Source organism: Persicirhabdus sediminis (genome assembly GCF_016595495.1).
In the GTDB taxonomy this organism is placed as follows: Bacteria; Verrucomicrobiota; Verrucomicrobiia; order Verrucomicrobiales; family Akkermansiaceae; genus Persicirhabdus; species Persicirhabdus sediminis.
Genome location: NZ_JAENIM010000044.1, coordinates 1 through 22,472 on the forward strand (window position 1 = coordinate 1; position 22,472 = coordinate 22,472).

A 22,472-nucleotide genomic window follows, 5' to 3' on the forward strand; every position below is an offset into this window, starting at 1 on the left:
CCCAGCAGCAGCTCCCAGCTGGAAAGGCTACCGCGGTCATGATCAATGGAGGCGACGAGCCAGCTGAGTACCGCGGGTTATTTACCTGTGTCCAGCAGACGGCTACGCAGGGTGATAACGAAAAGCCTAACGTCCGCTAACGATTCCTTTCTACCTTCGGTAGATCATTAGCTCTGGGTGGCTCACCACGGGTGGCGCTCGCTGGGCTCGCTTACCCGCGGCTAAAGTCTTGAAACCCTCCGGGTTTGCCAGCATGCCCAGCCACACGTGAACCCAGCCACACCTGAACCCAGCCACACCTGAACCCAGCTAGAGACAAACCCAGCTAGAGACAAACCCAGCTAGAGACAAACCCAGCTAGAGACAAACCCAGCTAGAGACAAACCCAGCCACACGTGAACCCAGCCACACGTGAACCCAGCCACACGTGAACCCAGCCACACGTGAACCCAGCTAGATACAAAGCCAGCTAGATACAAAGCCAGCTAGATACAAACCCAGCTAGATACAAAGCCAGCTAGATACAAACCCAGCTAGATACAAACCCAGCTAGACACAAAGCCAGCTAGACCACTATGCTAGCTGGCCACTGACGCTGCTTTTTAGCGAGCGAGCGTGGCTGCGTGAGTGGCTGAGAGGGCGTGTCACAAGTCTTCGTTAGACCATCTAGCTAGATGCACCATCCCAGCAGGCGCGACATCGCTTTGCTGGGCGGCTTACTTGAGAAGTGGCTTGAGCTCTTCCTTGCTGATGCCAAGCATTTTGGCGGCGGCTTTAGGATCGCTAGAGCAGCGCTCTAGAGCACGGTTAGCCAGCTGGTGGGTGACCCACTCGAGCACGTTTTCATCGTCGTCTGAGGCGGCGATGACTTGGTCAATGACCTTGGTGAGGTCGCGCTTGACGTCTAACGCTGACTTCGCCAGCGGAATGTCTTCTGGAAGGAGAACATCTGAGCTGGCGAGAGCACAGGCGCGGGCGATGGTATTTTCCAGCTCACGCACATTGCCTGGCCAGCTATGTGCCTGCAGCATGTCTTTGGCCTCACCGGTTAGGCGGAGTCTAGCCATGCCATTTCTACGGGTAATGATGCGCAGGAAGAAGTCTGCTAGAAGCGGGACATCTTCGCGGCGATCGCGCAGTGGTGGCAGGTGAATTTCTACCACATTGAGGCGGTAGTAGAGGTCTTCGCGGAAATTTCCATCAGCGACTTCTTGGGCGAGATCTTTGTTAGTAGCGGCAACGATGCGCACGTCACTTTGTTGGGTCTCGTTGCTACCGACACGCGAGAAGGTGCCATCTTGCAGCACACGCAGCAGTTTTACCTGCACGGAGGCTGGCATGTCGCCGATTTCGTCGAGGAAGAGTGTGCCGCCGTCACATTGTTCGAAGCGTCCAGCGCGGCGCGCAGAGGCGCCGGTGAATGATCCTTTTTCGTGACCGAAGAGTTCGCTTTCGAGCAAGTTTTCTGGGATGGCGCCGCAGTTGATCACGAGCATTTCATTTTTACAACGCGGGCTGTATTCGTGAATGGCGTGTGAGACGAGCTCTTTGCCGGTGCCACTCTCGCCGGTGACGAGCACGGGCACATCGGTACGGGCAACGCGTCCGACGACTTTGAAAACATCCTGCAGTGCTTTGGAGTTACCAATCATCTTCACACGATGGTCGGTAGCTGGAGCTTCATCTTTGGCTTTGGTATTTCCCGCCGTCTTGCGGCTGTCTACGGTGGACAATGCGGCCTCTACAACGGGACGAAGCTCAAAGGTGAGTGATTCCTTGCGCAGGATATCGTGAGCGCCCTGCTGGGTGGCTTCGATGATCTGGCCAGTGCTGGGGAAGCCGCCGGTGAGGATGACGAGCAGATCTGGGTTGATGGCACGCACGCGCCCCATCATTTTGATGCCGTCGATGGGCTGCAGAACGAGGTCGGCAATGACGAGGTCGATCTCAGTTTTTTCCACCACTTTGATGGCTTTTTCAGCGTGGTCTGTGCGCAGAATTCTGATCCCAGGGGCTTCTAGATGGCGAGTGGCCCAGTCTAGGTAATCGAGATCAGTATCTACTAGTAAAATGGTCTGTTCGGCTATTTCGCTCATTATTTTAGCTCGCCAAATCGGCGATTTCTTTTGCCGTACTCAGCCACTGCCGCGTGCATGTCAGCTGCGCGGAAGTCGGGCCAGAATTTCTGGCTGATTACCAGCTCGGCATAGCTGATCTGCCAGAGGAGAAAGTTAGAAACTCTGAGTTCACCAGAGGTGCGGATCATCAGATCTGGATCTGGGAAATCGGCAGTGTAAAGGTGGCTAGCAAAGAGCTGGTTGTCAATTTGCTCAGGCGCCAGCTCACCGTCAGCTACCTTTTGCGCTAGCTGCTTGGCGGCATCCACAATTTCCTCACGCGCACCGTATGACAATGCGAGCACGAGATTGAGACCAGTATTGCTAGCAGTTTTGTTGATTGATTTATCAATCTGCTTGCGGCACTTGGCGGGCAGCCTATCCAGCTGGCCGATGGCGTGTAGCCTGACGTTCTGCTTGAGCATTTCAGGCAGTTTGTCTTTGAGAAATTTTTCCAGCAGGCTCATGAGTGCTTCCACCTCAGCCTTTGGTCGCTTCCAGTTTTCTGAAGAAAAAGCATACAAGGTGAGGTATTCAACTCCCAGCTCACGGCATGCGTCTACCGCCTCGCGCACTGATTCCGCACCCGCCCGATGACCATCGCGACGCGGAAGTCCACGTTCGTTGGCCCAGCGTCCGTTGCCATCCATAATGACGGCAATATGGCGCGGTACGTTGCTGTTTAACTCACTCATTTGCTCTGCGGCAGGAAGCCAAATCTGAACAGATTAGTCAATCCCCTAGAAAAGATACCTTCAATTTTCAGCCAATTTGCCAGTCAGCTGAAACACCTAGCAAGTAGCTGGGGAAAAATTTCCCCTTGGTCAGAGGGGTGAATTTTGGCTATGACCAGCGCAAGATGTTCCAAATCGTGCTTCACAACCCAGAGATCCCCCACAATGCCGGCGCTGCTGGACGCCTCAGCCTAGCCACTGGAGCCACCCTGCACCTCATCGAGCCGCTCGGGTTCTCATTGGATGAAAAAGCCGTGCGCCGCGCTGGCCTCGACTACTGGAAAGAAGTGGACCTGCACGTGTGGCCGAGCTGGGAGAATTTTCTCGAGAACCTGCCAGCTGAGTCGCGGCTATTCTATCTGACGACAAAAACCAAACACGCGCACTGGGACCACCAATTTGAAAAAGGTGACTACCTCGTCTTTGGCTGCGAAACCCGTGGTCTGCCCGAGCCAATCTTGCACGCCAACCCAGACCGCTGCCTGACCATCCCCATGCAGGAAAACTCAACCCGCAGCCTCAACCTGAGCACCGCCATTGCCATCGTGCTCTTTGAGGGCATGCGCCAAGTTTCCAGCTAGCTCATTTATAATGCCTGCAGCAATAACTCAGGCTTCACAGCGGCAATCTTCAGCAATGACTGAGCTGCGCCGCTAGGAGAGGTTTCGCCCTGCTCCCATTTTCGTAAAGTTTTGACAGGCACCTTCAATACCTCAGCAAACTCAGTTTGAGTCAAACCCAGCGATAAGCGGATTTTATCAGCCTGGAGCTCACAGCCGGCCACTGCCGAGAGCTTTTTGTAGGGGAAAACTCGAGCTGGTGGGTATTCTTTTCCTTCCTTATCAAAAGCCTCAATCCACCCGCCTTCGATGTCAAGTAGCTGAAGATAGACCTCCTTTTGCGACTCTCCGTCACAGCAATCACCACAAAGGTCAGGAATTGAGCCAATGAAACATTGGTCCTCATCGCTCCACCTCACTAGCTTGATGTAATCTGGCTTCTTCATTTTTTGCTCCTTTCGATCGCCTGCTTCACTAGCTTCTCCTGATAATGCTTAGCATCATCGCCATCTTTGCCTGAGATCGTCACTAATTCCATACCTTTGACGAAGTTACGATGCGATCCTTTCCCGCCACGATTTTCAAAGCCGTTTTTCTTAAGCTCCTTAATCAGCTGGCTGATCTTTCTCGGCATAGGCGAATGTACCCCAAACGGGCACCATCGCAAGAAAATACCCTTAACGGGTACATCAAGCACATGGCACCAAATAGAGTGAGCCAGCTGGGAAATTGCTCAGCCTCGCCAGCGTCTATTAATAAATAGGAATCACGCCGTCGGCATGAAATGCGCGGGTGGAATAAGTTATTGGCCGCCCACCCGTGATGCTGCGGTTCATGGTGATAGTGGTTCCTTTCCAGAATCCACGCACACCCTCGTTGAGCTCCAGCTGGCTGTGTTTGGTAATCACATACCCCTCGCCGTAATAATTGCGTGTACCGCCATCGTAGAGCTGCTCTACGCGCTGGCTATTGATCGGCTCCTGGTCAGCTTTGATCATTTCGAAATCTTGCACCGCCGCGCGGTACTTTTGCTGAGCAGCTGGATTTTCTGAAACTTTATTTGGGCTCGGCAGTTTGCTAACGGATTGCTCGCTGGCACAAGAAACCAAAAATACACACCCTGCTAACAGGCCTAACTTTGAACAGCTCAATAACTGGCTTATCATGCATGAGTTATTAGCATCTCATTTTCCAGCTGGGGAGGTATTTTAGTCATACAAATGATCGTCTAAGTAAGGTAGCTACAGGCATTCCCAGCTACTAGGCCAGCTAGACATGACTAGCTCATCACAAATTCTTTTACATTTTTTTAAATAGATCCAGCTGGAGCTGAGTCGAACTCGGTGAACTCAATCATCAATACTATGAAAAAAATGATCTTATCTATCGGCCTTGTTTGCACAGCTTTATTTGGACTTTCAACTAGCGGACTGGATGCTCGCCCACACGGTCACGGTGGCCATGGACATCAGAAATCTCACACCTATGTTAGCGGGCATACCGCATGTGGATGCAAGATCTACACCAAGCGTGTCGTTAGCCACTACCAGCGCTGTGGGTCACCAGTTTACCGCTACTACGCTCAGCCAGTAAACCATTCATGCCGCAGCCACTGCAGACCAGTTAGACCTCAGCGCAGTCATTGCGGATCTAGCAGACCAAGCCGTCACGGTGCATACAACAACGGCGGCTACTACAAACCTAGCAGCGGCAGTGTAAACTTCTACGGACGCAGTGGATCTATCAGCTATAGCTGGTAAGAGATAAAAATCCCCCTATCCACAGCTAGTCTGTATTCTTGAGAGCTCATCTGAGCTCTCATTTTTTTTACCCTATCAGGTTAAGTTCAGAAAACTCGTTAGCAGCCACACCTAGCTCACGGCTATTGATATCAAACCAGAATACGCGCTCGTCCACATTGCCTGTGCCCATCATCAAGAGGACTAACAAGTGACCTTCATCTGAGCGGCCAATGACAATGATATCATCAGGAAGTTTCTGCGCTAGGCGCTCCAGCTGAGTCTGGCGAACGACACTCTGGCTGGTATTTTGGGTACTGCATTCATCTGAAGAATCTAGAAATGGATGCAGCTGGTAGCACTCGGACTTGAGCAGCACAGAGCCACCATTATGGCGCATCATTTTTCGCCGATAGGCGACAGGAAATTTTATACCGAGGTCAAACTCAGCCTCTTCGATGAACTTCAAATCAATAGGGGTAATCGTCGTCATAATTGAATACAAAATGGTAGATGGTTAGAGTTAAACAGAAAGTAATACGTTCGTTTATCACCTTAAGCACTAGCATCCATTCCCCCTCATAGCTAGAAATAAAAAGCACTGGCCCCCACAAAGGAGAGCCAGTGCCCGCTTATGCATCTCGTAGCTTCGAGAAATTTATTTGGTTAAAATCCTAATCATTAAGGACATCTGTTCCCTTGCTGTAAACGTCTTCACGAGTTACCTCGCCTGAAGAAATTTTTTCAATCAGCTGCTTCTGGAGCAGGTAGTCGGAGTTCTCAATTCCGGCTTTTGACTGCAGCATGCGCCATGACTTACGGCGTTCGATACAGAACAGCACCAGCTGGCGGCTAAGAATAAAGAAGGCTTCTTTGCCGTTGTGCTCAGTGCGGATGTAAGTACCAAAATCAGGCACGTAGGCATGATGCTCTGGGTTCACAAAGTTGAACTGTGCGATGTCCTGCTGAGTAAGCAGTTGGAGCAAGTTCTCCATTGGGATCAGCTTCTTAGCTTCATCAGCGTTTGAGCGCTTGATGTGCAGGCGGAAGCGAGCTTCTGTAGTGGCCCAGTGAGCTGTGGTGTAAGGATAGATCATGCCTTTTTCCAGCTTGGAGCGCACCATCTGCCAATCGCGATTGGTATTTGGGTTGCCCTTGAGGTCAAAGCACTCTTGGTGAGTTTCACCCTTAGTACCGTTGAAGGTAAACTCAGGCATCGCGCGACAATCGCGTGATAGCTTAGCCTGTACAGCGGACATATCATCACCGATGCCGTGTTCTGGCTGGCATGATGTGAAGCACTGGTAGAAGGCTGCTCCGCGGTACTCAAGACCGTCGAGGATTGCCTGATACAGCTTAGCTGAGTTGGCAATAGAAACCTGAGCAACGAATGGTGAACCGTGGCCAGATGTGAGGATGTCAGAAACTGACTTACGCTCGGTCATCTTACCTTGAGTTGCATCACCCAGCTGGTTCATATCATAACCACCAGGCATGAATGATGAGTCTGAGTTTTGGCCACCAGTGTTGGAGTACACCTGTGTATCGAGCATGAGGAACTTCACGTTCGGACGGCCTTGCAGCACTGCCTTAGAGAGGTTCTGGAAGCCGATGTCACCAAGCGCTCCGTCACCACCAACACACCAAACTTTAGGCAGCTCGCGAAGTTCTTGAGCGCTCATCATTGAGTCGTTGAGGTGAGTCAGCTGGAAGTAACGAGCATCATCCATGACCATTGCGTCTGCATCAGCAGCGAAGCCAAGCAGGGCGTCAGCAATGCGCTCAGGAGCAACTGAACGGCGAGCGTGGCGCAGGATGAGTGATTCACCCATCAGCCATGAGATACTTGGACCGTCTTGGAAGAGTGAGTTCATCCAAGGGTATGGGTGTGGGTTTGATGGAGGTGTAGATCCGTATACGGAGTTACAGCCAGTATTGGCACCCATCATCATCACAGACATACCATTTGCCATACGTCCATCGATGCTTTGCAGCTTCTTATGGTTAAAGGCGTCGACGCGCATTACAGAAACGATGGCGCTGATCAGGTCGTTGTCATCAATGATGCCATTCTGGGCGAGACGATGGTCGGTATCGGCATCATCTTCACCACCAAGACCCATCACTACGTGAGCAACGGCACGCTTGTAGAGCTGGTACTGAGCTTCATCTTTTTCCTTCAGTGCAGTCAGGAAGGCAGCACCTTTGGTTTCGATCTTGTCAGCCTTCTCGCTCAGGCGGTCAGACTTCTTGTGGTACATCGGGCGCATGTAAGCTTCAGTGACTGAAGCCAGCGCACGCAGGATTGATTTCTCACCACAGCCAGCACAAGCACCGTCACCGGATACTAGAGCTTCGTAGTTGCGGCGCACCATGAGGTGGTTACGCAGCGCAGCGGTACGGCTGTTTTCTGGAGCATCGTTATCGTAGAATCCGAGGTACTTGCTAGGTGTATCAGGCAGCAGGCGTGAGAAGTTCTGAGCAGACTGTAGTGTCTGGTTCAGCTCAGGCGTATCGTCCACCATGACCAGAGCGCCGTGATCACCACATTGCTCAACACACTCGCCACAACCTTTACAGAGGTCAGAAACGAAGATGGAGAATACACCACCGGAACCGGCTTCTTTCTTCTCCTTACCACGGAAGATAGCAGTCACCTTGTTGTAGGCTACTGGCACCACGTCGAGGATCTCGAACAACTGGTCTTTACCTTCTTGAGAAACAGCGCCATTCAGCTGGACCACTTCATCTTTGATGATCTCTTTGAATGGTGTGCCGTCTTTAGCTTCGATAGCGGCAACCATGCGAGCACGGGCGCGTTCTTCGATACCTGGAACGTGAGCGAGAAGCGCATCACGGTCGTCAGTGCTAGAAACGTAGTTATTTACTGCAGTGCGCAGGATAGTTTCTACATCTTGAGCGGTGTTTGGCAGCGCAGTATCTGGGCAGGCAGTGATACACTCCATACACTGAGTACAATTCTCAGCGATGTAAACTGGTGTGCGGCGGCGAGCTACATACTTGCTGTTGGTCGCACCTGTTCCAGCTGCCATTGCACCTACAGAAGCGAGTGCTCCAGCTGGCTGATGGTAACCGTAACCAGCGCGGAATTCGCTGTCGAACTTCTCCAGTGTGTGGATTGGGTAACGTTCTTTCTGCTCAGCTGGCATCGCGCAGGCACCACATGCTGAGGTGATTGCTTCCAGAGCTGGCAGGCGCATTGATGAACCGTCTTCGGCTTCAACTACGCCGTAAGGAACTTCTTGCACGCGGGCAAATCCTTCAGTCATCACGGTCATGTTGGACTCAACAACAGCGTCACCAAAGCGACCAAACTTCTTATTGTACTGCTTGCGTACGGTATTCTTGAAGGTGTCTTCGCAGATCTCGTTGTCCTGCAGGAATGAAGAAACGCGGAAGAAGGCGCCGAGGAAGGCATTACCTTGCATACGCAGCTGGAGATCTGGACGTGGTGTCGCATTTCTCGCAATATCAAATCCTGGCAGGATGAATACGCGGATCTTGTTATCGAGGATCCACTGACGGTATTTCTTAGGAATACGGTTCCATGCGTCTACTGGATCTTCGTCAGATTCCCAAACGAGGCAACCACCTGGGTTGATGCCTTCCAGTGGGTTGGTGTGAGTGAATGCTTTCGGGTCACAGCAGAGCACCACGTCAACGTGGTTGAGCTCGCAGTTTACACGCACACGGTCTTGCGCCACTACCAAGAAGTAGTTGGTTGGAGATCCTTTTTTCTCAGAACCGTATTTCGGGTTCGCCGCAATCTGCAGAGTTGGGATTTGCTCACCAGTCTCTGGGTCAATGCGTGGGCTCTTTTTGTCCAGCAGCTGGCCAAATTCACCGAGGATGCTACCAAGGTTTTTACCTGTAGTAATCATGCCCCAGCCACCAATTGAGTGGAAACGTACAGCGATAGATCCTTCTGGCAGGAGTGATGGAGTTTCCTCACTCTTCACTGCGTATTTGTGATCCACACCGAGGGTGAAGAATGTTTTGCCGTCTTCAGCTTTCTTGCCGTCCTTACGGGCGGTCATGTTCTGGCTGAATTCGTAAGCACCAATGATGTGCTCAGGGCGGAAATCGCGTGAACCAATGCCGTAAACACCACGGAACATACGTGGTACTTCTTCTGGCTCCATCGCAGGAACGTTGCCGCTCCACTGACGTGAATCACGTGATTTGCCAATCGCACCACGGATGTCGCGAGCGAGTGGGTTATCACCAGCCATGCTCTCGTCAGTACGCTCGAGCACGATGATGGTTTTCTTGCCACGGATGGCTTCGATGATAGCTTCTTCTGGGAACGGACGAATCACGTTCACGTGCAGTGAGCCTACTTTGTCGCCGCGAGTTTCACGCAGGTGGTCACAAACCGCCTCGATGTTCTCAGCAGCACAACCGATAGAAATAAATACAGTGTCAGCATCTTCCGTTCTGTACTTGGAAACAAATCCGTACTCACGGCCAGTCAGCTCAGCGAACTCTTTGTAAGCTGCCTCAAGGAAACCAGGAATCGCCTCTGTGAAACAATCACGGCGAGCAACCACACCATTCATGTGATGCTCTTGGTTTTCCACAGGGCCAAGAAGCACTGGGTTGTTGATGTCGATCATCTTAGGTACACGACGACGTGTCTCACCAAAGAGCTCTTTCTGAGCTGGTGTTGGACATTCGATTCTGTCGTCAGGAGCTCCTAAGAACTCACGCAGAAGATCTGCTTCAGGACGCAGGAATACACGCTCGGCGTGTGTTGTCAGCATACCGTCCTGGATGTTCATGCCTGGGTTGAGCGCTTGCTCACACACCTTGCGCAAGATGATGCCTTGGTCAGCTGCCTGCTGAGCATCTTTACCAGCTAGCATGATCCAGCCAGTGTCCATCGCTGAGTAAATGTCGTCGTGACCACAGTGCACGTTAAGTGCGTGTTTGGTCAGCGCACGAGCACCTACCTGGAGAACCATAGTAGAAAGTTTTCCTGGAGCGTGGTAGTACTGCTCCATCGCGTAGGCGATACCTTGGCCCGATGTAAAGTTCACCGCACGGCGACCAGTAACCGCAAAGGCAGTCGCACCACCTTGGGCTGCGTGCTCACCTTCAGTTTCAACAGCGATCTTCTGTTGGCCGAAAACGTTCAGTTTTCCTTGAGCCCATGATTGTTGGTAGAGCTCACCACCCTCAGTAGATGGAGTAATAGGATAAAAAATGCCCCCGTCAGTAATGCGGGACTCCACATGCATGGCTACTAGCTGGTTGCCATTACATGCGATTGGCTCACCTGGGTATTTAGGTGCGTTGGTTATGGGTTGCTTCGAGTTTTGCATAAGTCTTTCAAAGTAAATCTATAAAGATTTAATGTATATTTATAGACAGTGCAACATAGCATCCTTTGCATATTCTAGCCATGCACATGGTGCACATAGCTTCGCAATTTCTACCATAGACATACGCATGTTCTATGCTCGCCGACCGCCTTGAACTACAAGTAATAACAACGCATATCTTGCTTTCCACAGCTGGCAAAAAATACCACAAAACTAACAACATCAGCGAGGTGAGCATACACCTGTAAGATCGCGACACATTTCCACAACACAAATTTACCACGTCGCAAAATACAAAAATCCTCAGCAGAACTCACCAGCTAGCTAGAAATCCCTGGCAAAACCCGCCCAGCGAGCATCAGCCGCGGCATGCGCAAAAAAAAACCACCCCAGCCATAAAGAGACATCAAAACCATGCGCGATTTCCCATCCCCAGCCCACAAGCCAGCTCAGCTCACGCGCTCGCCATAGTCACGCCAGCCAAGCTGGCAACAGCTAGCTACGACTGTAAAAATTACCGGAAAATCTTACCGAATCGGTAAAAATGACAGGATAGCCGCCAGATGGTCCAATCCCTCCAGCCAGCTAGAAAAACTAATTTTCCTATATTCTATATAGCTTCATCCAGATCACCCAGCTACTTGGCACGCTCATTGATACTTAATTGGCATAACCAACCCCTCCACTCCCATGAACCGTATCAAACAAACCAACAACACTTCATCAGTCATCACCACCACCAACTTCGACCAACGCTCAAAATCACTCCAAGAATTCACCCCAGCTGAAAAAAAACCTCTCTACACATGGTTCACCCACAAGGGCGTCACCTACCCCATCCCACTCACTAACCGTAAATACTGGCCAGCTGATCAATCTACCCAGCTGAGCTACAATTAAACCAACCGCAAAACCCCCAAAGTAACCCCCAAAGTAACCCCCAAAGTAACCCCCAAAGTAACCCCCACGACCCCATAGCAAACAAAATTCCCTCTGGCCGGATCCCCCCAGCCAGAGGGTTTTGTTTTCCCACAAAGTACCAGATGAAAGGTTCGGCCTGCGGCCTAAGGTCGCTGCGCTTCAGATCCACTTCGTTGCAGGTCCGGCTTGCGGCCTAAGGTGCACTCGTGAAATCTAGCTGAGCCATCTAGACTGCGTGTGCTTTAGCACCGCTTTTAGCTTCCAGCCAGCTCCGCCTCGCCTGCAACCATCTCTATACCAATCCAGCCAGCTAGCTAAGTTTCATCAGTTTGCAACTCACTCTTCTCTCTTCAAAACTCACCCTTCCACCCAGCCCGCAGATCTAACAATAATTTAGCCGCGGGTCAACGAGCTCAGCGAGTGCAACCCGTGGTCAGCCAGCAACATCCATGATTCCACGGAGGGGAAATGGAAAACGCACCCACTAAATTGGAAAACAATCAAATCTGATAGAAGAGATTAAAACCTAACTATCAAATTGACTCGTTAGGTAATTAATTCATGCTCCGCACTCATCGGACTAACAATTATCACTGGGCGGCAAAATAAAAACGTTAAATGACTTATGCGCCGGATTCAAACACCCCTAACATTCATAAATTAGAATCAACATGAACAGAAAATTTATAGCCATAATCATCACTCTATTAATCGCTGTTGTCTTAGCTGCTACATTCTATTTTACACGATCAGAGCCGAATCTACTCACTGAATATGGATCCATCTCCATAGATAGAGGAAGAATCACTATTTCAATGACTGATGATGAGCCAGGGCTATCAATTGAGAGACAGCTATCAGGATATGATTGGGGATTTATCTCATCTAAAACGTCATCTTCTATCTCCCCCTCCTCATGGACTAACCACAGAGGCTTTTTCTCCTATGTAGACAGCACTGGCAAAGTTTGGTCCTACAACGGCAAAGACCGGTCATTTATTTACGAAATCCTCCCAGATGGTTCAGGTCGTTCATGGGATCTATCAACTTGGCCACACGAGCTGCCTATAGAAGTCTCTTCACGGATAACTAATTTGCAACAGACGCTAACTGAGCAGCAATAATATCTATCAGACATGCGTATCTGATAGGCTCATTCTATTGCTCAGCCAGCTGGTAAAAATTACCATCTGACTCAGACAATACCTGTAATTGTTACAGACATTCAGCCATGCATGGATGGAGCAAAATCTCACAAGTTCACAATTTTCCTATATTCTATAATGCTTCCAGCTGGCTGGCACAAACTTGGCACGCCCATTGATACAATGTAATCAGCCAAACTCCCCCACCCCATGGACAAAAAGAAAAAATCCCCCAAAGCACAAAAACAAGTTCCTTCGACTGACTTTGACCAGCGTGCTCAGTCGCTCAAAGCGCTCACCAATTCTGCACAAAAGATGCACTACACTTGGTTCACTAACAATGGAGTCACCTACCCTATTCCATTATGCAACTGCAGGTCGTGGTCACCCTATGAAGGCATGAGGTTTAACTTAAACTAACAAACAAGCTCTCTAATATCTATAGTTAGTCCATCGTCACCCTAGCTGGTGAGATCCAGTTAGGGTGAAATTTACACTCAAACAAAACAAATCCAGAACACAAACAGGAACTAACAGAGTGTGAGCAATCAACCCTAACAATTCACCTCACCGCGCACCATGAGATCATTACCCAGCTGGCTCCATTGTGGATTTTTCATGTGCAGGCTATTAGCCAGCTGCATATCCCCATCGCCCACGCCATCTTTAGATCCACCGCAAATCATTGGAGCATAAAAGAATACACATTCATCCACCAATCCAGCTTTCACAAACTCGCCTAGCAGAACTCCCCCGCACTCTAGCATGACTACATTACAATCCATCTCCGCCAGCTGCTTAAGAACACTAGCTGGCGATTCATTCTGATAGACTAGGGTTCGATCGCTAAATTCATCATTAAATAGCTTAGCCGAGTTTGGCAAAAATCTAGCATCACTACGCGTCATCACCACACGCCATGGTTGAATTTTTCCAGCTGGAACATTTTCACCACGCAATGTTAGTGCGGGATCATCAGCCCTAACTGTATTTCCGCCAGTAATAATCGCGTCACTCTCACAGCGAATATTTTGCACTTCAGCGCGCGCTTCAGCTCCAGTTAGCCACTGCCCTTCACCAGCTGGTCGGGTGATTTTGCCATCCAGACTCATGGCTGATTTAGCAATCACCCACGGTCGGCCACTGCGCATGCGCTTGAAAAACCCACGATGTTCGTATTCACACTGCTCAGCCAGCACGCCAGCCGTCACTTCAACACCTTGAGCCTGCAAAATTCCATCCGCGCGCCCTGCATGCTCGGGATTTGGGTCCACCGCACCATAAACCACGCTGGAAATGCCCATTTCTAGAATCCCCTGCACACAAGCTGGCGTTCTGCCCTGGGTGGAGCACGGCTCCAGCGTCACATAAATAGTAGATCCACGTAATTCATCAGCCGAATGACGAGTCAAAGCATCGGCAATCGCCTCGCGCTCGCCATGCGGAAGCCCAGCTTTTCGGTGCACACCGCGCCCCAGAATTTCGCCCTGTTTGACGATCACCGCACCCACATTTGGGTTCGGACTGGTCAGGCCGCGGCTTTTTTGCGCCTCGTTCAGGGCCATTCTCATCCACTTCTCATGCATGCCTTTCTTGTACTCAATCCTGTTATTTCAAGCAAGCTCAGGGCTGTAAAAACCGATGTGAGTAACCCAGATATCGCTGTGAGTAAGTTGTGAATTGTGGATAACTGTTAATAAACTTTTCTTAATTGGTCGATTTGTAGATTTCAGCTCTTTAAATTATTCACACGTTATTGCATGCGTGGAATGCTTGAGCTAATCACGTGGAACTCGAATTATTCACACTTATTCACACCTATAAGATGAAGATATATTTTTTAAAATTAATTTATTCATCCATTAAGCTCTCGAACAACTTGTGCTCAATAACTCAAATCACTCGGTAAAAAAACTCTATCACTAACAAAATGACTCAGGCCATTTGGCTCAATCCAATGAAGCGGGAAAATGAAAGACAAGCAAGGTGTATAATTAAGAAAACTTAAGTACTTGTTTTCTGCCTGCACCATGACGACCAGGATTCATGAGGAAATGATAGCAGGCCGGCAGGTAGATTTTCTCGAGTCAAGTTTCAGCGGAAATAAGCCACGAGCTCAGCTGATGGGGTTAAATTTGCCACTCAGCGGGAGGGTAAATTGGCCTCACCATGCAGCCTCAGCGGCCCGTAAGCACGTGAAGATTGGGAAATCCGGTCGCCTTTGGCAAAGTTCAGCCAAGTGCGTGTACGGGCATGTGAGCTCGATTTGCTAAAATCATCGACCATTTCGCCAATTTTGTATCGATGGGCGAAATCCACTGCAAACCAGTCAGCTGAGCTGGCATTCTTCATTTGAGCGCGCAGAAATGGACCGCTCAGCTGGCTAAAATGGACACAGCTGGATCTAGCCGCCCAGGCCGAGGGAAACATGGCTGTATCGTCTGAGTTAATCTTCAGCTGGCTGGAATGGGCTAGGGAAGCTGCTCATCAAAGGCGTTTGAGCAGCGCTTGTGAGCCGTGAAATGGATCTATCCACTAGCGGGCATAAGGATAGAATGTCAAATTTTAGGAACTGATAGAATAAAAATTTACGTATCAAAAAGTAGAATTTTTATATAAATATCTAATAAAAATTTTTGAAGATTACGTCTGATAATTTTTATAAAAATTCTTATTTATGAAAACCAGCCAGATTGTAGGTTTATTTATTCTATTGGTTGGCTAACAATTTACCTTTCTTCGTTGATGACTTGTCGTGGATCTTGAGTGGGAAAACCAGCATATCCAGCTAGCTAAAAAACTGATAATGAAAATTTATTCTATAAAGCATATGACTTCATAACCTGAGTTGTTGATGCATCGTAGTACTAGAAATAGTAGATCTGCTAGGTTTAACGAGTGATTCATCTCTTGGATAAATTGAGTCTATTTTTGATCCGTAATATCATGTCTAATTATTGAATAGTTGATTTCAGCCTGCTGTGTAAAATAGCATGTTAATCTACTAAATTGCCTGTCAATTTTCTTAATCAATCGATGATTCTACAGCTATTTTTTGGTGTTTCCAGCTAGCTGAAGATGAACCCTACTACGACATCTAGCGTCAGCTAGACCAGCGAAACCGAAATTGGCTAAAGACAAATGGCTAATCTGTGAGATAATGAGGCAATCAATTTTCAATCACTATGAAGCAACTAATTTTCAATCAATTTGGCCAACCAGAAGATGTGACTCAGATCCGCGAGCTAGAACCAGCTAGCCAGCTAGATGATGGTCAGATCCGCGTGAAGATGCTGGCGGCTCCGATCAATCCAGCTGATATCAACTACATTCAAGGCATCTATGGGGTTAAACCTGAGTTACCAGCAGTTTCTGGCTTAGAAGGATGTGGTGAGGTGATTGAGTCGGCATCTGCTGAGTTTTCAGCTGGAGATAAGGTGATTTTCATCCAGCGCGTGGGCACTTGGCAATCTGAACTTATCTGTCCAGCTGAGTCTGCCGTCAAGGTGCCAGCTGAGATTGATGCCATTCAGGCGTCGATGCTGAAAGTAAACCCACTAACAGCATGGTTGATCTTGCGTGAGTTTGAGAATTTAAAAGAAGGTGATTACCTGATTCAAAATGCAGCTAACTCTGGTGTGGGCGCCTGTGTCATCCAGCTGGCAAAATCGTTAGGCATTAAGACGATTAATTTGGTGCGCCGTGAAGAGTTGATAGATTCTGTTATTCAGCTCGGAGGTGATGAAGTTTTTCTAGATAATAAAGATGTGGTTGCTTCTATCAAAGAGAAGTTAGGTGATGTTCCTATTCGTCTAGCAAGTAATGCAGTCGGTGGTGATAGTGCGCTCAGATTGATGGATGCGCTGGCCCCACAAGGAACCATGGTGACTTATGGTGCCATGAGTAGACGGTCGCTTAAAGTGCCTAACAAATTCCTTATTTTCAAGCTGATCACACTGCGCGGATTGTGGGTCACCGAGTGGATGAAAACTCAATCTCGCGACCAACTGCAGTGTGTTTACAGCCAGCTCGCCGAGCTGATGGTTGCCGGCCAGCTCGCCCAGCCAGTAGACTCCATTTTCTCCATCGACGATGCGGTGGCGGCGTGTTTGCGCGCTCAGGAAGACAAACGTGACGGCAAAGTGGTCTTTGAGTTTTAGCCATATAGCCAGCTAGCTGAGCTAGTGGTGGTGAAATGCGGACTTGAAATATAGCTTTGTTTTGATATTTCGGGTGACGAAATTGTCACATGAGGTCCTGCAATGAGGCCTCGCGATTCTCATTTCTCACCCAGATTATGAATCACCCCACGCTACAACTAACTCAGCAGCACTATATCTCAGAAGGCAGAGATAGGGTTTGTTATCTTCACCCAGAGGATGAAAATCGCTGTATCAAAATCACTAAAACTGGCTGTGATAGAATTCTCAAACGCATCAATCGTGAGATCCGTTATTTTGAGAAATACCAGCGCAAGGGGAGGTATTATCCGTTTTTATCTGCCTATTATGGGCCAGTTGAGACCAGCATGGGGGAGGGGCATATGTTTGAGATTGTACGCTCCTATGATGGTTCCGTAGCACGCACGTTGCAGAGCTATTGGTGCGAAAAACGTGAGCTGCTAGATGAGGCTGGTGAGGCTGAACTTCGAGATGAAATCTCTACGAAGGTGATGGAAATTTACCAGCTATGCTGCGCTAACAAAATCCCGCTATCAGATCTAAATGGTGAGAATCTGCTGATGGTTTATGAAAATGAAACCGACTATTCTCTCAAGCTGATAGATGGTTTTGGCAATGCTCATTTCATCAAAGTGATGGACTGGTTCCAAAAAACATCTAGCTACAAACTAACCAAACAATTTAACAAGATGTTTGATTGCCTGATTGGGCGCCCATTAGTAGCTCGTTAGAAATTATCGGCTGACTTTAATTGGCCTTGAAATGCTATCGATACCTATAAATTGGGGCGGCTGGGATTTGTCGAGCGAGGCTGACATTTCGCGCCCTTGGGTATTTGGATAAGCTGCCCGGCTAGAGCTCGAGCTGTCATGTGACTGGCTGATGATGACATGAATGGGTGAGGGCGATTTTCTAGCCAGTGTCATGCTTGTTTTTTGATTTTGCCTGTGTGTGTGGGTTCAACTAGCTGGAATTGCGCTTGATATGCGGGGTGATTCCCCCTAAGCCGCCAGTCCTCTAAGCGTCTGACTTCACCCGAATTTGCCAATTTACGGCGTTTAGATTCCTTCCACCACAAACAATCAAAGCTCTTTATGTTTAAATTTCAAAAGAAGCGCGGCAACCTCAAGGACGATGTTTTGTCCGGTTTGACCGTCTCGCTAGTTCTTGTTCCCGAGGCGATTGCCTTTTCCTTTATTGCTGGCGTAAATCCGATTATTGGCCTGTGGTCAGCGGTTTTTGTTGGTTTCATTACTGCTGCATTTGGTGGTCGCCCAGGCATGATCTGTGGTGCCACGGGCGCGATTGCGGTGGTAGCAGCCAAGGCATTCCAAGAAGGTGGCGCTACTGGCATCGAGGGCATGGATTATAAATACCTCTTCTTTGCGCTGATTCTAGCTGGGGTGATTCAGACGGTGGTCGGTTTGCTCAAGCTCGGGCGTTACATTCGCCTGGTGCCGCACCCGGTGATGATGGGTTTTGTTAATGGTCTGGCTGTGCTCATCGCGATGGGACAGTTTAAGTTCTTTAAGACATTTACGGGAGATTTTGACGCGGAAGGCAACCGCATCTTCGACTGGCTAGCTGGATCTCAGATGGCGTGGATGGTTGGGCTGGTGCTTGGAACCATGGCGATTGTGGTTTTCTTGCCAAAACTTACCAAAGCGGTGCCTCCATCGCTCGTTGCTATCGTCTCTGTGGGCCTAGCTACTTACTTTGGCCTATTCGATGGCCGCACCGTGGCTGACGTCTTAGAAGCCGAATCTGGCTCAGCAGCGATCAATACTTCATTCCCTGAAATTGCTAACCTTACAGGTCTACCTCTTGGCCAGCTAGATTTCTGGATCATCATCCTGCCGATTTCGCTAACGATTGCCATGGTGGGTCTGATTGAGTCGCTGTTGACGTTGCAGCTGATTGATGAAATCACGGAGAGCCGCGGTAAATCCAACCGTGAATGTTTGGCTCAAGGGGCTGCTAACATACTCTCTGGATCCTTCGGCGGCATGGGTGGTTGCGCCACTATTGGTCAGTCATTATTGAATATGAAATCTGGTGGTCGTGGTCGTACATCAGGTATTGTTGGCGCTCTCTCGCTAGCTATATTCATCCTCTTTGCTTCGCCGCTGATTATGAATATTCCTATCGCAGCTCTCGTAGGTGTGATGTTCATGATTGTCATCGCTACCTTTGAATGGTCTACATTTAAGACTATTGGCAAGGCTCCTAACAGCGACATCTTTGTTATCCTGGTAGTTACTTTTGTTACTATCTTCAGCCACAACCTCGCTCTAGCAGTTGTTGTAGGTATCATTGTTTCCGCACTAACATTTGCAGTGCAGAGTTCTAAGCACGTTATCGTTGAGGTGGTGAAAAAATCAGCTGATGAAAAAATCTATGCGGTGGAAGGCATGATTTATTTTGCCTCTGTTAGCGACTTTGTCGACCACTTCCAGGCGCGCAGCGATACACCTAACATTGTGATTGATTTTGAGAAAGCACGCATCTGTGACCACTCTGGCATCGAGGCGATTCACGCACTCTCTGAGCGCTATCGCAAAGCTGGCAAAAACCTACGCCTGCGCCATCTGTCTACCGATTGTCGCAAGATCATCGAGCGAGCTGGCACTTTGGTTGACATCGAGGTCTTGCCTGATGATCCAGATTATACCGTTGCGCGGCTGAAAGAAAGCCCGCTGGAAAATGTATAATCGCAGCTAGATTTTTTACCTTCATTTAGGCCGTTTCAGTCATTCTGAAACGGCCTAATTTTTTGTTTTGAAAGGGGGAATTTCCTAGCTGGGAATTGCTGTGAATGGGGAATTTTACGTATTTGATATAATCATGGAAGCTTGGTTTTGATTGTCTGTCGTTTCAGCGAATTGAGCAGGGGTCAAATTCAGCTGGAAAGGTAGTGAAAGTATTAATAATTAAGGTAAATTTAGTTCCTTAAAGGCTTGTTTTGAGTGATCTGCATTACTTATTCACAGTGGCGCTTATGCCGCTGGAATGATGCTATTTGCGTGGTTAATCGATGGTTTTAAGCCAGCTGGTGCTGACTGTTTTTAGCTACCAGATTCGCAGCCTTCTATCCTCGTAATATCATTAGATGGGGAGCTAAGTTTTTGCTAGAAATTTGATGTTTCAGAGTACGTTTTCATTCAATGAGACTGTCCAATAAGTTATTTTTATATTGGATTCATCCGCTATTTTTTTGATGAAACTATCATGTCGAAATACCAGTGAACATGCTTTCAGCTAGACGCTGGAGATCAATTATGCTCAGCATGTAGTATGACCCGTATCCCACAGATAGCCATTTTCCTCAGCATGATGTTAACAGGAATTGTTAGTGCTCAGCTAGCGACTTCATTTTTCACCCAAGCTGATCCGAAGTATTCGGCTTTGGTTGCCAGCTCTGAATTTGAGAAAGAACCCGAGATTGATTATTTCACCGCGCAGTTGCCTGGTTACGGCGGCTACGAGTTGATCATGCAGGGTGGTGATAGCCGCAGCTGGATAGAAGTTCGTTACGCCGGCCAGACATCTAACTTGCAGTCTGAGATCATGGGCAAGGTTAACGGACAATTTCCAGCGGTGACGAATGGAGTGGTGGAATGGCGTGGAAAAATCATCAACAAGGTTTTTGTTCCACAGGTGATTATTTATCGTATGGATGGCAGCGATCCTGAGACGATGAAAAAAATTGAAAGTCTAGTGGTGATTGCGCTGAATTCTGGTGGTGATGCCAACTTGCTCGGGGTGGTCGCTGGTGACCAGCCGGCTCAGGCGAAAAAGCTCGCTGATCAAAATTTGAAGTAAATTTTTCCCGAAAATTCAGATCTCCGAAACAATTTCCACAAAACTCCCTCTTTAATCGCCCAAATTTGCGATTTGAGAGGGTTTTTGTTTTCGGTTAAGACGTGGTCGAATTTTCTCCAGAAATGCACCACAGGCGATTCTGGGGCCACGTTTTTCACCTGAGATGGGTAAAATTGGTACGATTTGGGGAATTTTTCATGTCTTTGCAACTTGTTGTCGATTGATGACATTAATCCTCCATGAAGGCATTTTCCTCCGGCTTGATATTTTTGACGATGGCGAATTTGGTTTTGGCAGATCGGCCGAACTTTATTTTCATGCTGGCGGACGATCAACATTACGAGGGAACGTCCGTGCAGGTGCATGAAGATTTTCCCGCCAGCAAAAGCCAGCTACATCAGACGCCACATTTGGCAAAACTAGCCAGTCAGGGAATGACTTTTTCGGCGGCTTATTCTCCGAGCTCGGTTTGCTCGCCGACACGCCTGAGTTTGCAGACCGGGAGAAATCCAGCTGCATTGGGCATGACTCGAGCTGGCCCGAGCCTGCGTGAAAGTGCTGGCCAGATGTTTGTCGGTGCGGAGAGCCGGCGTGAGATTTTGGATGATGAAATCACTTTGGGTGAGGTGCTGCAATCGGCTGGATATGCAACGGCGCATTTTGGCAAATGGCACCTCGGTGGTGGTGGCCCTGAGCGCCACGGCTACGACGTCAGTGATGGTGATTTGGGCAACGAACACGCGGCAAAATTTGCCGGTGATAACCCGGTTGATATCGTTGGCATGACCGAGCGAGCGGTGGCATTTATGCAATCTCAGCAGCTGGCGAAGAAGCCATTTTTCATCCAGATGTCGTATCACGCGCTGCATTGCCCAGAAAATGCCAGCGCCAAAAACAAAACGAAGTTTGCCGAGTCGGGCAGGAAAAATGGTCGGCGCGGACTGAATGCGGCGATCACTGCGGACCTCGATGATGGGGTGGGCGCGCTGATGCAGGCGGTGGATGGACTCGGGTTGGCGCAGACTACTTACCTGATTTACATGTCGGACAATGGTGGCAGTGGCGGTGGACGTCAGCTGATCCGCGGGTCAAAAGGGTCGGTGCTCGAGGGTGGCATCCGTGTGCCATTGGTCGTCGCGGGACCAGAAATTCCAGCTGGCTCGTATGCATCTCAACGAGTGGTCGGCTACGATTTTTTCCCTACCATCTGCCAGCTAGCTGGCGTGGATATTTCTGCCATGGAGCAGCTGGAGGGGGGAGACCTGAGAGGCATTTTGCGCGGTGGTGATGGCCCGGTTAAGCGCGCCGATGAGTTCTTGGTTTTCCATTTTCCGCACTACCAAGCGACGCCACCGCAGTCGGCAATCTTCCTCGGCGACTACAAATGGATCTACGATTACCAGAGCAAATCTGGCCAGCTTTTCCACATCGCCGCTGATATGGGCGAGGCTAGGGATCTGAGTAAATCACTGCCGGAACTGGCGGAGAAATTGCAGCTCCAGCTGGATGATTATCTCACTCGGGTGGCGGCAAAAATGCCGCAAATCAACCCGAGCTACGACCCAGAAAATGTGCCCGCCGTTCCACGTGGAGGAGGGCGCCTGCGCCTTCGGCGAAGAGAGAAGGGTGAAGAGAGAAGGGTGAAGAGAGAAGGGTGAAGAGAGAAGGGTGAAGAGAGAAGGGTGAAGAGAGAAGGGTGAAGAGAGAAGGGTGAAGAGAGAAGGGTGAAGAGAGAAGGGTGAATTCCTGACTGATGAAACTAGCGGGGTGACGCCTGACGCGGTGGTTATTCGAGCTGGTGGAGTCTGAGGAGTTGGTGGTTTTTCGAGCTGGCGTGAAGGCTCTGCTTGAGGTTTTTTTCAGCTGATGGAGTCTGGGGGGGGGGAGGTTTTTTCGAGCTGGTGCGTA

General features: G+C 49.2%; 19 protein-coding genes. 10 read left to right on the forward strand and 9 right to left on the reverse strand.

Annotated features, from left to right (window positions below; genetic code table 11):
* Positions 1 to 716: 716 nt before the first annotated feature.
* Together JIN82_RS13520 and uppS are read right to left on the reverse strand one after the other, a co-directional pair.
* Positions 717 to 2,096 (reverse strand): sigma-54-dependent transcriptional regulator, encoded by a 1,380-nt coding sequence (locus tag JIN82_RS13520; protein WP_200312190.1) that lies wholly within the window; start codon positions 2,094 to 2,096, stop codon positions 717 to 719.
* Complete coding sequence (gene uppS / locus JIN82_RS13525) at positions 2,096 to 2,812, reverse strand: undecaprenyl pyrophosphate synthase (protein WP_200312191.1); 717 nt, start codon at positions 2,810 to 2,812, stop codon at positions 2,096 to 2,098. Before uppS ends, JIN82_RS13520 begins: the two co-directional genes overlap by 1 nt.
* A gap of 164 nt (positions 2,813 to 2,976) precedes the next feature.
* Between uppS and JIN82_RS13530 the strand changes: the two genes are divergently transcribed.
* A complete protein-coding gene (locus tag JIN82_RS13530; protein WP_200312192.1) occupies positions 2,977 to 3,432 on the forward strand; it encodes a TrmH family RNA methyltransferase in 456 nt (151 codons plus the stop codon).
* A gap of 5 nt (positions 3,433 to 3,437) precedes the next feature.
* On the opposite strand, the gene JIN82_RS13535 is transcribed toward JIN82_RS13530, so the two are convergent.
* The 3 genes from JIN82_RS13535 to JIN82_RS13545 form a co-directional block, all read right to left on the reverse strand.
* Complete coding sequence (locus JIN82_RS13535) at positions 3,438 to 3,857, reverse strand: helix-turn-helix domain-containing protein (RefSeq protein ID WP_200312193.1); 420 nt, start codon at positions 3,855 to 3,857, stop codon at positions 3,438 to 3,440.
* Positions 3,854 to 4,045, reverse strand: a complete 192-nt coding sequence (locus JIN82_RS13540) for a type II toxin-antitoxin system HicA family toxin (RefSeq protein ID WP_200312194.1) — start codon at positions 4,043 to 4,045, stop codon at positions 3,854 to 3,856. Before JIN82_RS13540 ends, JIN82_RS13535 begins: the two co-directional genes overlap by 4 nt.
* Positions 4,046 to 4,163: 118 nt before the next feature.
* Positions 4,164 to 4,577 (reverse strand): hypothetical protein, encoded by a 414-nt coding sequence (locus JIN82_RS13545; RefSeq protein WP_200312195.1) that lies wholly within the window; start codon positions 4,575 to 4,577, stop codon positions 4,164 to 4,166.
* 198 nt (positions 4,578 to 4,775) lie between these two features.
* Here JIN82_RS13545 and JIN82_RS13550 point away from each other — a divergent pair, with 198 nt between their 5' ends.
* Positions 4,776 to 5,171 carry a hypothetical protein gene (locus tag JIN82_RS13550; protein WP_200312196.1) on the forward strand — a complete coding sequence of 132 codons (396 nt, stop codon included), beginning with the start codon at positions 4,776 to 4,778 and terminating at the stop codon, positions 5,169 to 5,171.
* 67 nt (positions 5,172 to 5,238) lie between these two features.
* On the opposite strand, the gene JIN82_RS13555 is transcribed toward JIN82_RS13550, so the two are convergent.
* Both JIN82_RS13555 and JIN82_RS13560 read right to left on the reverse strand, forming a co-directional pair.
* Positions 5,239 to 5,643, reverse strand: coding sequence for an SMI1/KNR4 family protein (locus JIN82_RS13555; RefSeq protein ID WP_200312197.1), 405 nt, complete (start codon positions 5,641 to 5,643; stop codon positions 5,239 to 5,241).
* Positions 5,644 to 5,824: 181 nt separating this feature from the next.
* A complete protein-coding gene (locus JIN82_RS13560; protein WP_200312198.1) occupies positions 5,825 to 10,495 on the reverse strand; it encodes a 2-oxoacid:acceptor oxidoreductase family protein in 4,671 nt (1,556 codons plus the stop codon).
* A 690-nt stretch (positions 10,496 to 11,185) separates the two neighbouring features.
* Here JIN82_RS13560 and JIN82_RS13565 point away from each other — a divergent pair.
* From JIN82_RS13565 to JIN82_RS13575, 3 genes are all read left to right on the forward strand, one after another.
* On the forward strand, positions 11,186 to 11,395 hold the full coding sequence (locus JIN82_RS13565; RefSeq protein WP_200312199.1) for a hypothetical protein: 210 nt from the start codon (positions 11,186 to 11,188) through the stop codon (positions 11,393 to 11,395).
* 836 nt (positions 11,396 to 12,231) lie between these two features.
* Positions 12,232 to 12,540 carry a hypothetical protein gene (locus JIN82_RS13570; protein WP_200312200.1) on the forward strand — a complete coding sequence of 103 codons (309 nt, stop codon included), beginning with the start codon at positions 12,232 to 12,234 and terminating at the stop codon, positions 12,538 to 12,540.
* A 231-nt stretch (positions 12,541 to 12,771) separates the two neighbouring features.
* On the forward strand, positions 12,772 to 12,981 hold the full coding sequence (locus JIN82_RS13575; protein WP_200312201.1) for a hypothetical protein: 210 nt from the start codon (positions 12,772 to 12,774) through the stop codon (positions 12,979 to 12,981).
* A gap of 134 nt (positions 12,982 to 13,115) precedes the next feature.
* Here JIN82_RS13575 and ribD read toward each other — a convergent pair whose 3' ends face one another.
* Both ribD and JIN82_RS13585 read right to left on the reverse strand, forming a co-directional pair.
* Complete coding sequence (gene ribD, locus JIN82_RS13580) at positions 13,116 to 14,147, reverse strand: bifunctional diaminohydroxyphosphoribosylaminopyrimidine deaminase/5-amino-6-(5-phosphoribosylamino)uracil reductase RibD (RefSeq protein ID WP_200312202.1); 1,032 nt, start codon at positions 14,145 to 14,147, stop codon at positions 13,116 to 13,118.
* 556 nt (positions 14,148 to 14,703) lie between these two features.
* Positions 14,704 to 14,913, reverse strand: a complete 210-nt coding sequence (locus JIN82_RS13585) for a hypothetical protein (RefSeq protein WP_234042028.1) — start codon at positions 14,911 to 14,913, stop codon at positions 14,704 to 14,706.
* A gap of 833 nt (positions 14,914 to 15,746) precedes the next feature.
* On the opposite strand from JIN82_RS13585, the gene JIN82_RS13590 reads away from it, so the two are divergent.
* From JIN82_RS13590 to JIN82_RS13610, 5 genes are all read left to right on the forward strand, one after another.
* On the forward strand, positions 15,747 to 16,721 hold the full coding sequence (locus JIN82_RS13590; protein ID WP_200312204.1) for an MDR family NADPH-dependent oxidoreductase: 975 nt from the start codon (positions 15,747 to 15,749) through the stop codon (positions 16,719 to 16,721).
* 137 nt (positions 16,722 to 16,858) lie between these two features.
* Complete coding sequence (locus tag JIN82_RS13595; RefSeq protein ID WP_200312205.1) at positions 16,859 to 17,473, forward strand: YrbL family protein; 615 nt, start codon at positions 16,859 to 16,861, stop codon at positions 17,471 to 17,473.
* 363 nt (positions 17,474 to 17,836) lie between these two features.
* Positions 17,837 to 19,453 (forward strand): SulP family inorganic anion transporter, encoded by a 1,617-nt coding sequence (locus JIN82_RS13600; protein WP_200312206.1) that lies wholly within the window; start codon positions 17,837 to 17,839, stop codon positions 19,451 to 19,453.
* A 583-nt stretch (positions 19,454 to 20,036) separates the two neighbouring features.
* Complete coding sequence (locus tag JIN82_RS13605; RefSeq protein ID WP_200312207.1) at positions 20,037 to 20,564, forward strand: hypothetical protein; 528 nt, start codon at positions 20,037 to 20,039, stop codon at positions 20,562 to 20,564.
* A 239-nt stretch (positions 20,565 to 20,803) separates the two neighbouring features.
* Positions 20,804 to 22,222: a sulfatase-like hydrolase/transferase gene (locus JIN82_RS13610; RefSeq protein ID WP_234042029.1), complete on the forward strand. Its 1,419-nt coding sequence runs from the start codon at positions 20,804 to 20,806 to the stop codon at positions 22,220 to 22,222.
* Positions 22,223 to 22,472: the final 250 nt, after the last annotated feature.

Bases quoted from the DNA above. Each gene is read 5' to 3' on its own strand.
- JIN82_RS13520 (WP_200312190.1), bottom strand. From the start codon at position 2,096: ATGAGCGAAATAGCCGAACAGACCATTTTACTAGTAGATACTGATCTC.
- uppS (WP_200312191.1), bottom strand. From the start codon at position 2,812: ATGAGTGAGTTAAACAGCAACGTACCGCGCCATATTGCCGTCATTATG.
- JIN82_RS13530 (WP_200312192.1), top strand. From the start codon at position 2,977: ATGTTCCAAATCGTGCTTCACAACCCAGAGATCCCCCACAATGCCGGC.
- JIN82_RS13535 (WP_200312193.1), bottom strand. From the start codon at position 3,857: ATGAAGAAGCCAGATTACATCAAGCTAGTGAGGTGGAGCGATGAGGAC.
- JIN82_RS13540 (WP_200312194.1), bottom strand. From the start codon at position 4,045: ATGCCGAGAAAGATCAGCCAGCTGATTAAGGAGCTTAAGAAAAACGGC.
- JIN82_RS13545 (WP_200312195.1), bottom strand. From the start codon at position 4,577: ATGATAAGCCAGTTATTGAGCTGTTCAAAGTTAGGCCTGTTAGCAGGG.
- JIN82_RS13550 (WP_200312196.1), top strand. From the start codon at position 4,776: ATGAAAAAAATGATCTTATCTATCGGCCTTGTTTGCACAGCTTTATTT.
- JIN82_RS13555 (WP_200312197.1), bottom strand. From the start codon at position 5,643: ATGACGACGATTACCCCTATTGATTTGAAGTTCATCGAAGAGGCTGAG.
- JIN82_RS13560 (WP_200312198.1), bottom strand. From the start codon at position 10,495: ATGCAAAACTCGAAGCAACCCATAACCAACGCACCTAAATACCCAGGT.
- JIN82_RS13565 (WP_200312199.1), top strand. From the start codon at position 11,186: ATGAACCGTATCAAACAAACCAACAACACTTCATCAGTCATCACCACC.
- JIN82_RS13570 (WP_200312200.1), top strand. From the start codon at position 12,232: ATGACTGATGATGAGCCAGGGCTATCAATTGAGAGACAGCTATCAGGA.
- JIN82_RS13575 (WP_200312201.1), top strand. From the start codon at position 12,772: ATGGACAAAAAGAAAAAATCCCCCAAAGCACAAAAACAAGTTCCTTCG.
- ribD (WP_200312202.1), bottom strand. From the start codon at position 14,147: ATGCATGAGAAGTGGATGAGAATGGCCCTGAACGAGGCGCAAAAAAGC.
- JIN82_RS13585 (WP_234042028.1), bottom strand. From the start codon at position 14,913: ATGAAGAATGCCAGCTCAGCTGACTGGTTTGCAGTGGATTTCGCCCAT.
- JIN82_RS13590 (WP_200312204.1), top strand. From the start codon at position 15,747: ATGAAGCAACTAATTTTCAATCAATTTGGCCAACCAGAAGATGTGACT.
- JIN82_RS13595 (WP_200312205.1), top strand. From the start codon at position 16,859: ATGAATCACCCCACGCTACAACTAACTCAGCAGCACTATATCTCAGAA.
- JIN82_RS13600 (WP_200312206.1), top strand. From the start codon at position 17,837: ATGTTTAAATTTCAAAAGAAGCGCGGCAACCTCAAGGACGATGTTTTG.
- JIN82_RS13605 (WP_200312207.1), top strand. From the start codon at position 20,037: ATGACCCGTATCCCACAGATAGCCATTTTCCTCAGCATGATGTTAACA.
- JIN82_RS13610 (WP_234042029.1), top strand. From the start codon at position 20,804: ATGAAGGCATTTTCCTCCGGCTTGATATTTTTGACGATGGCGAATTTG.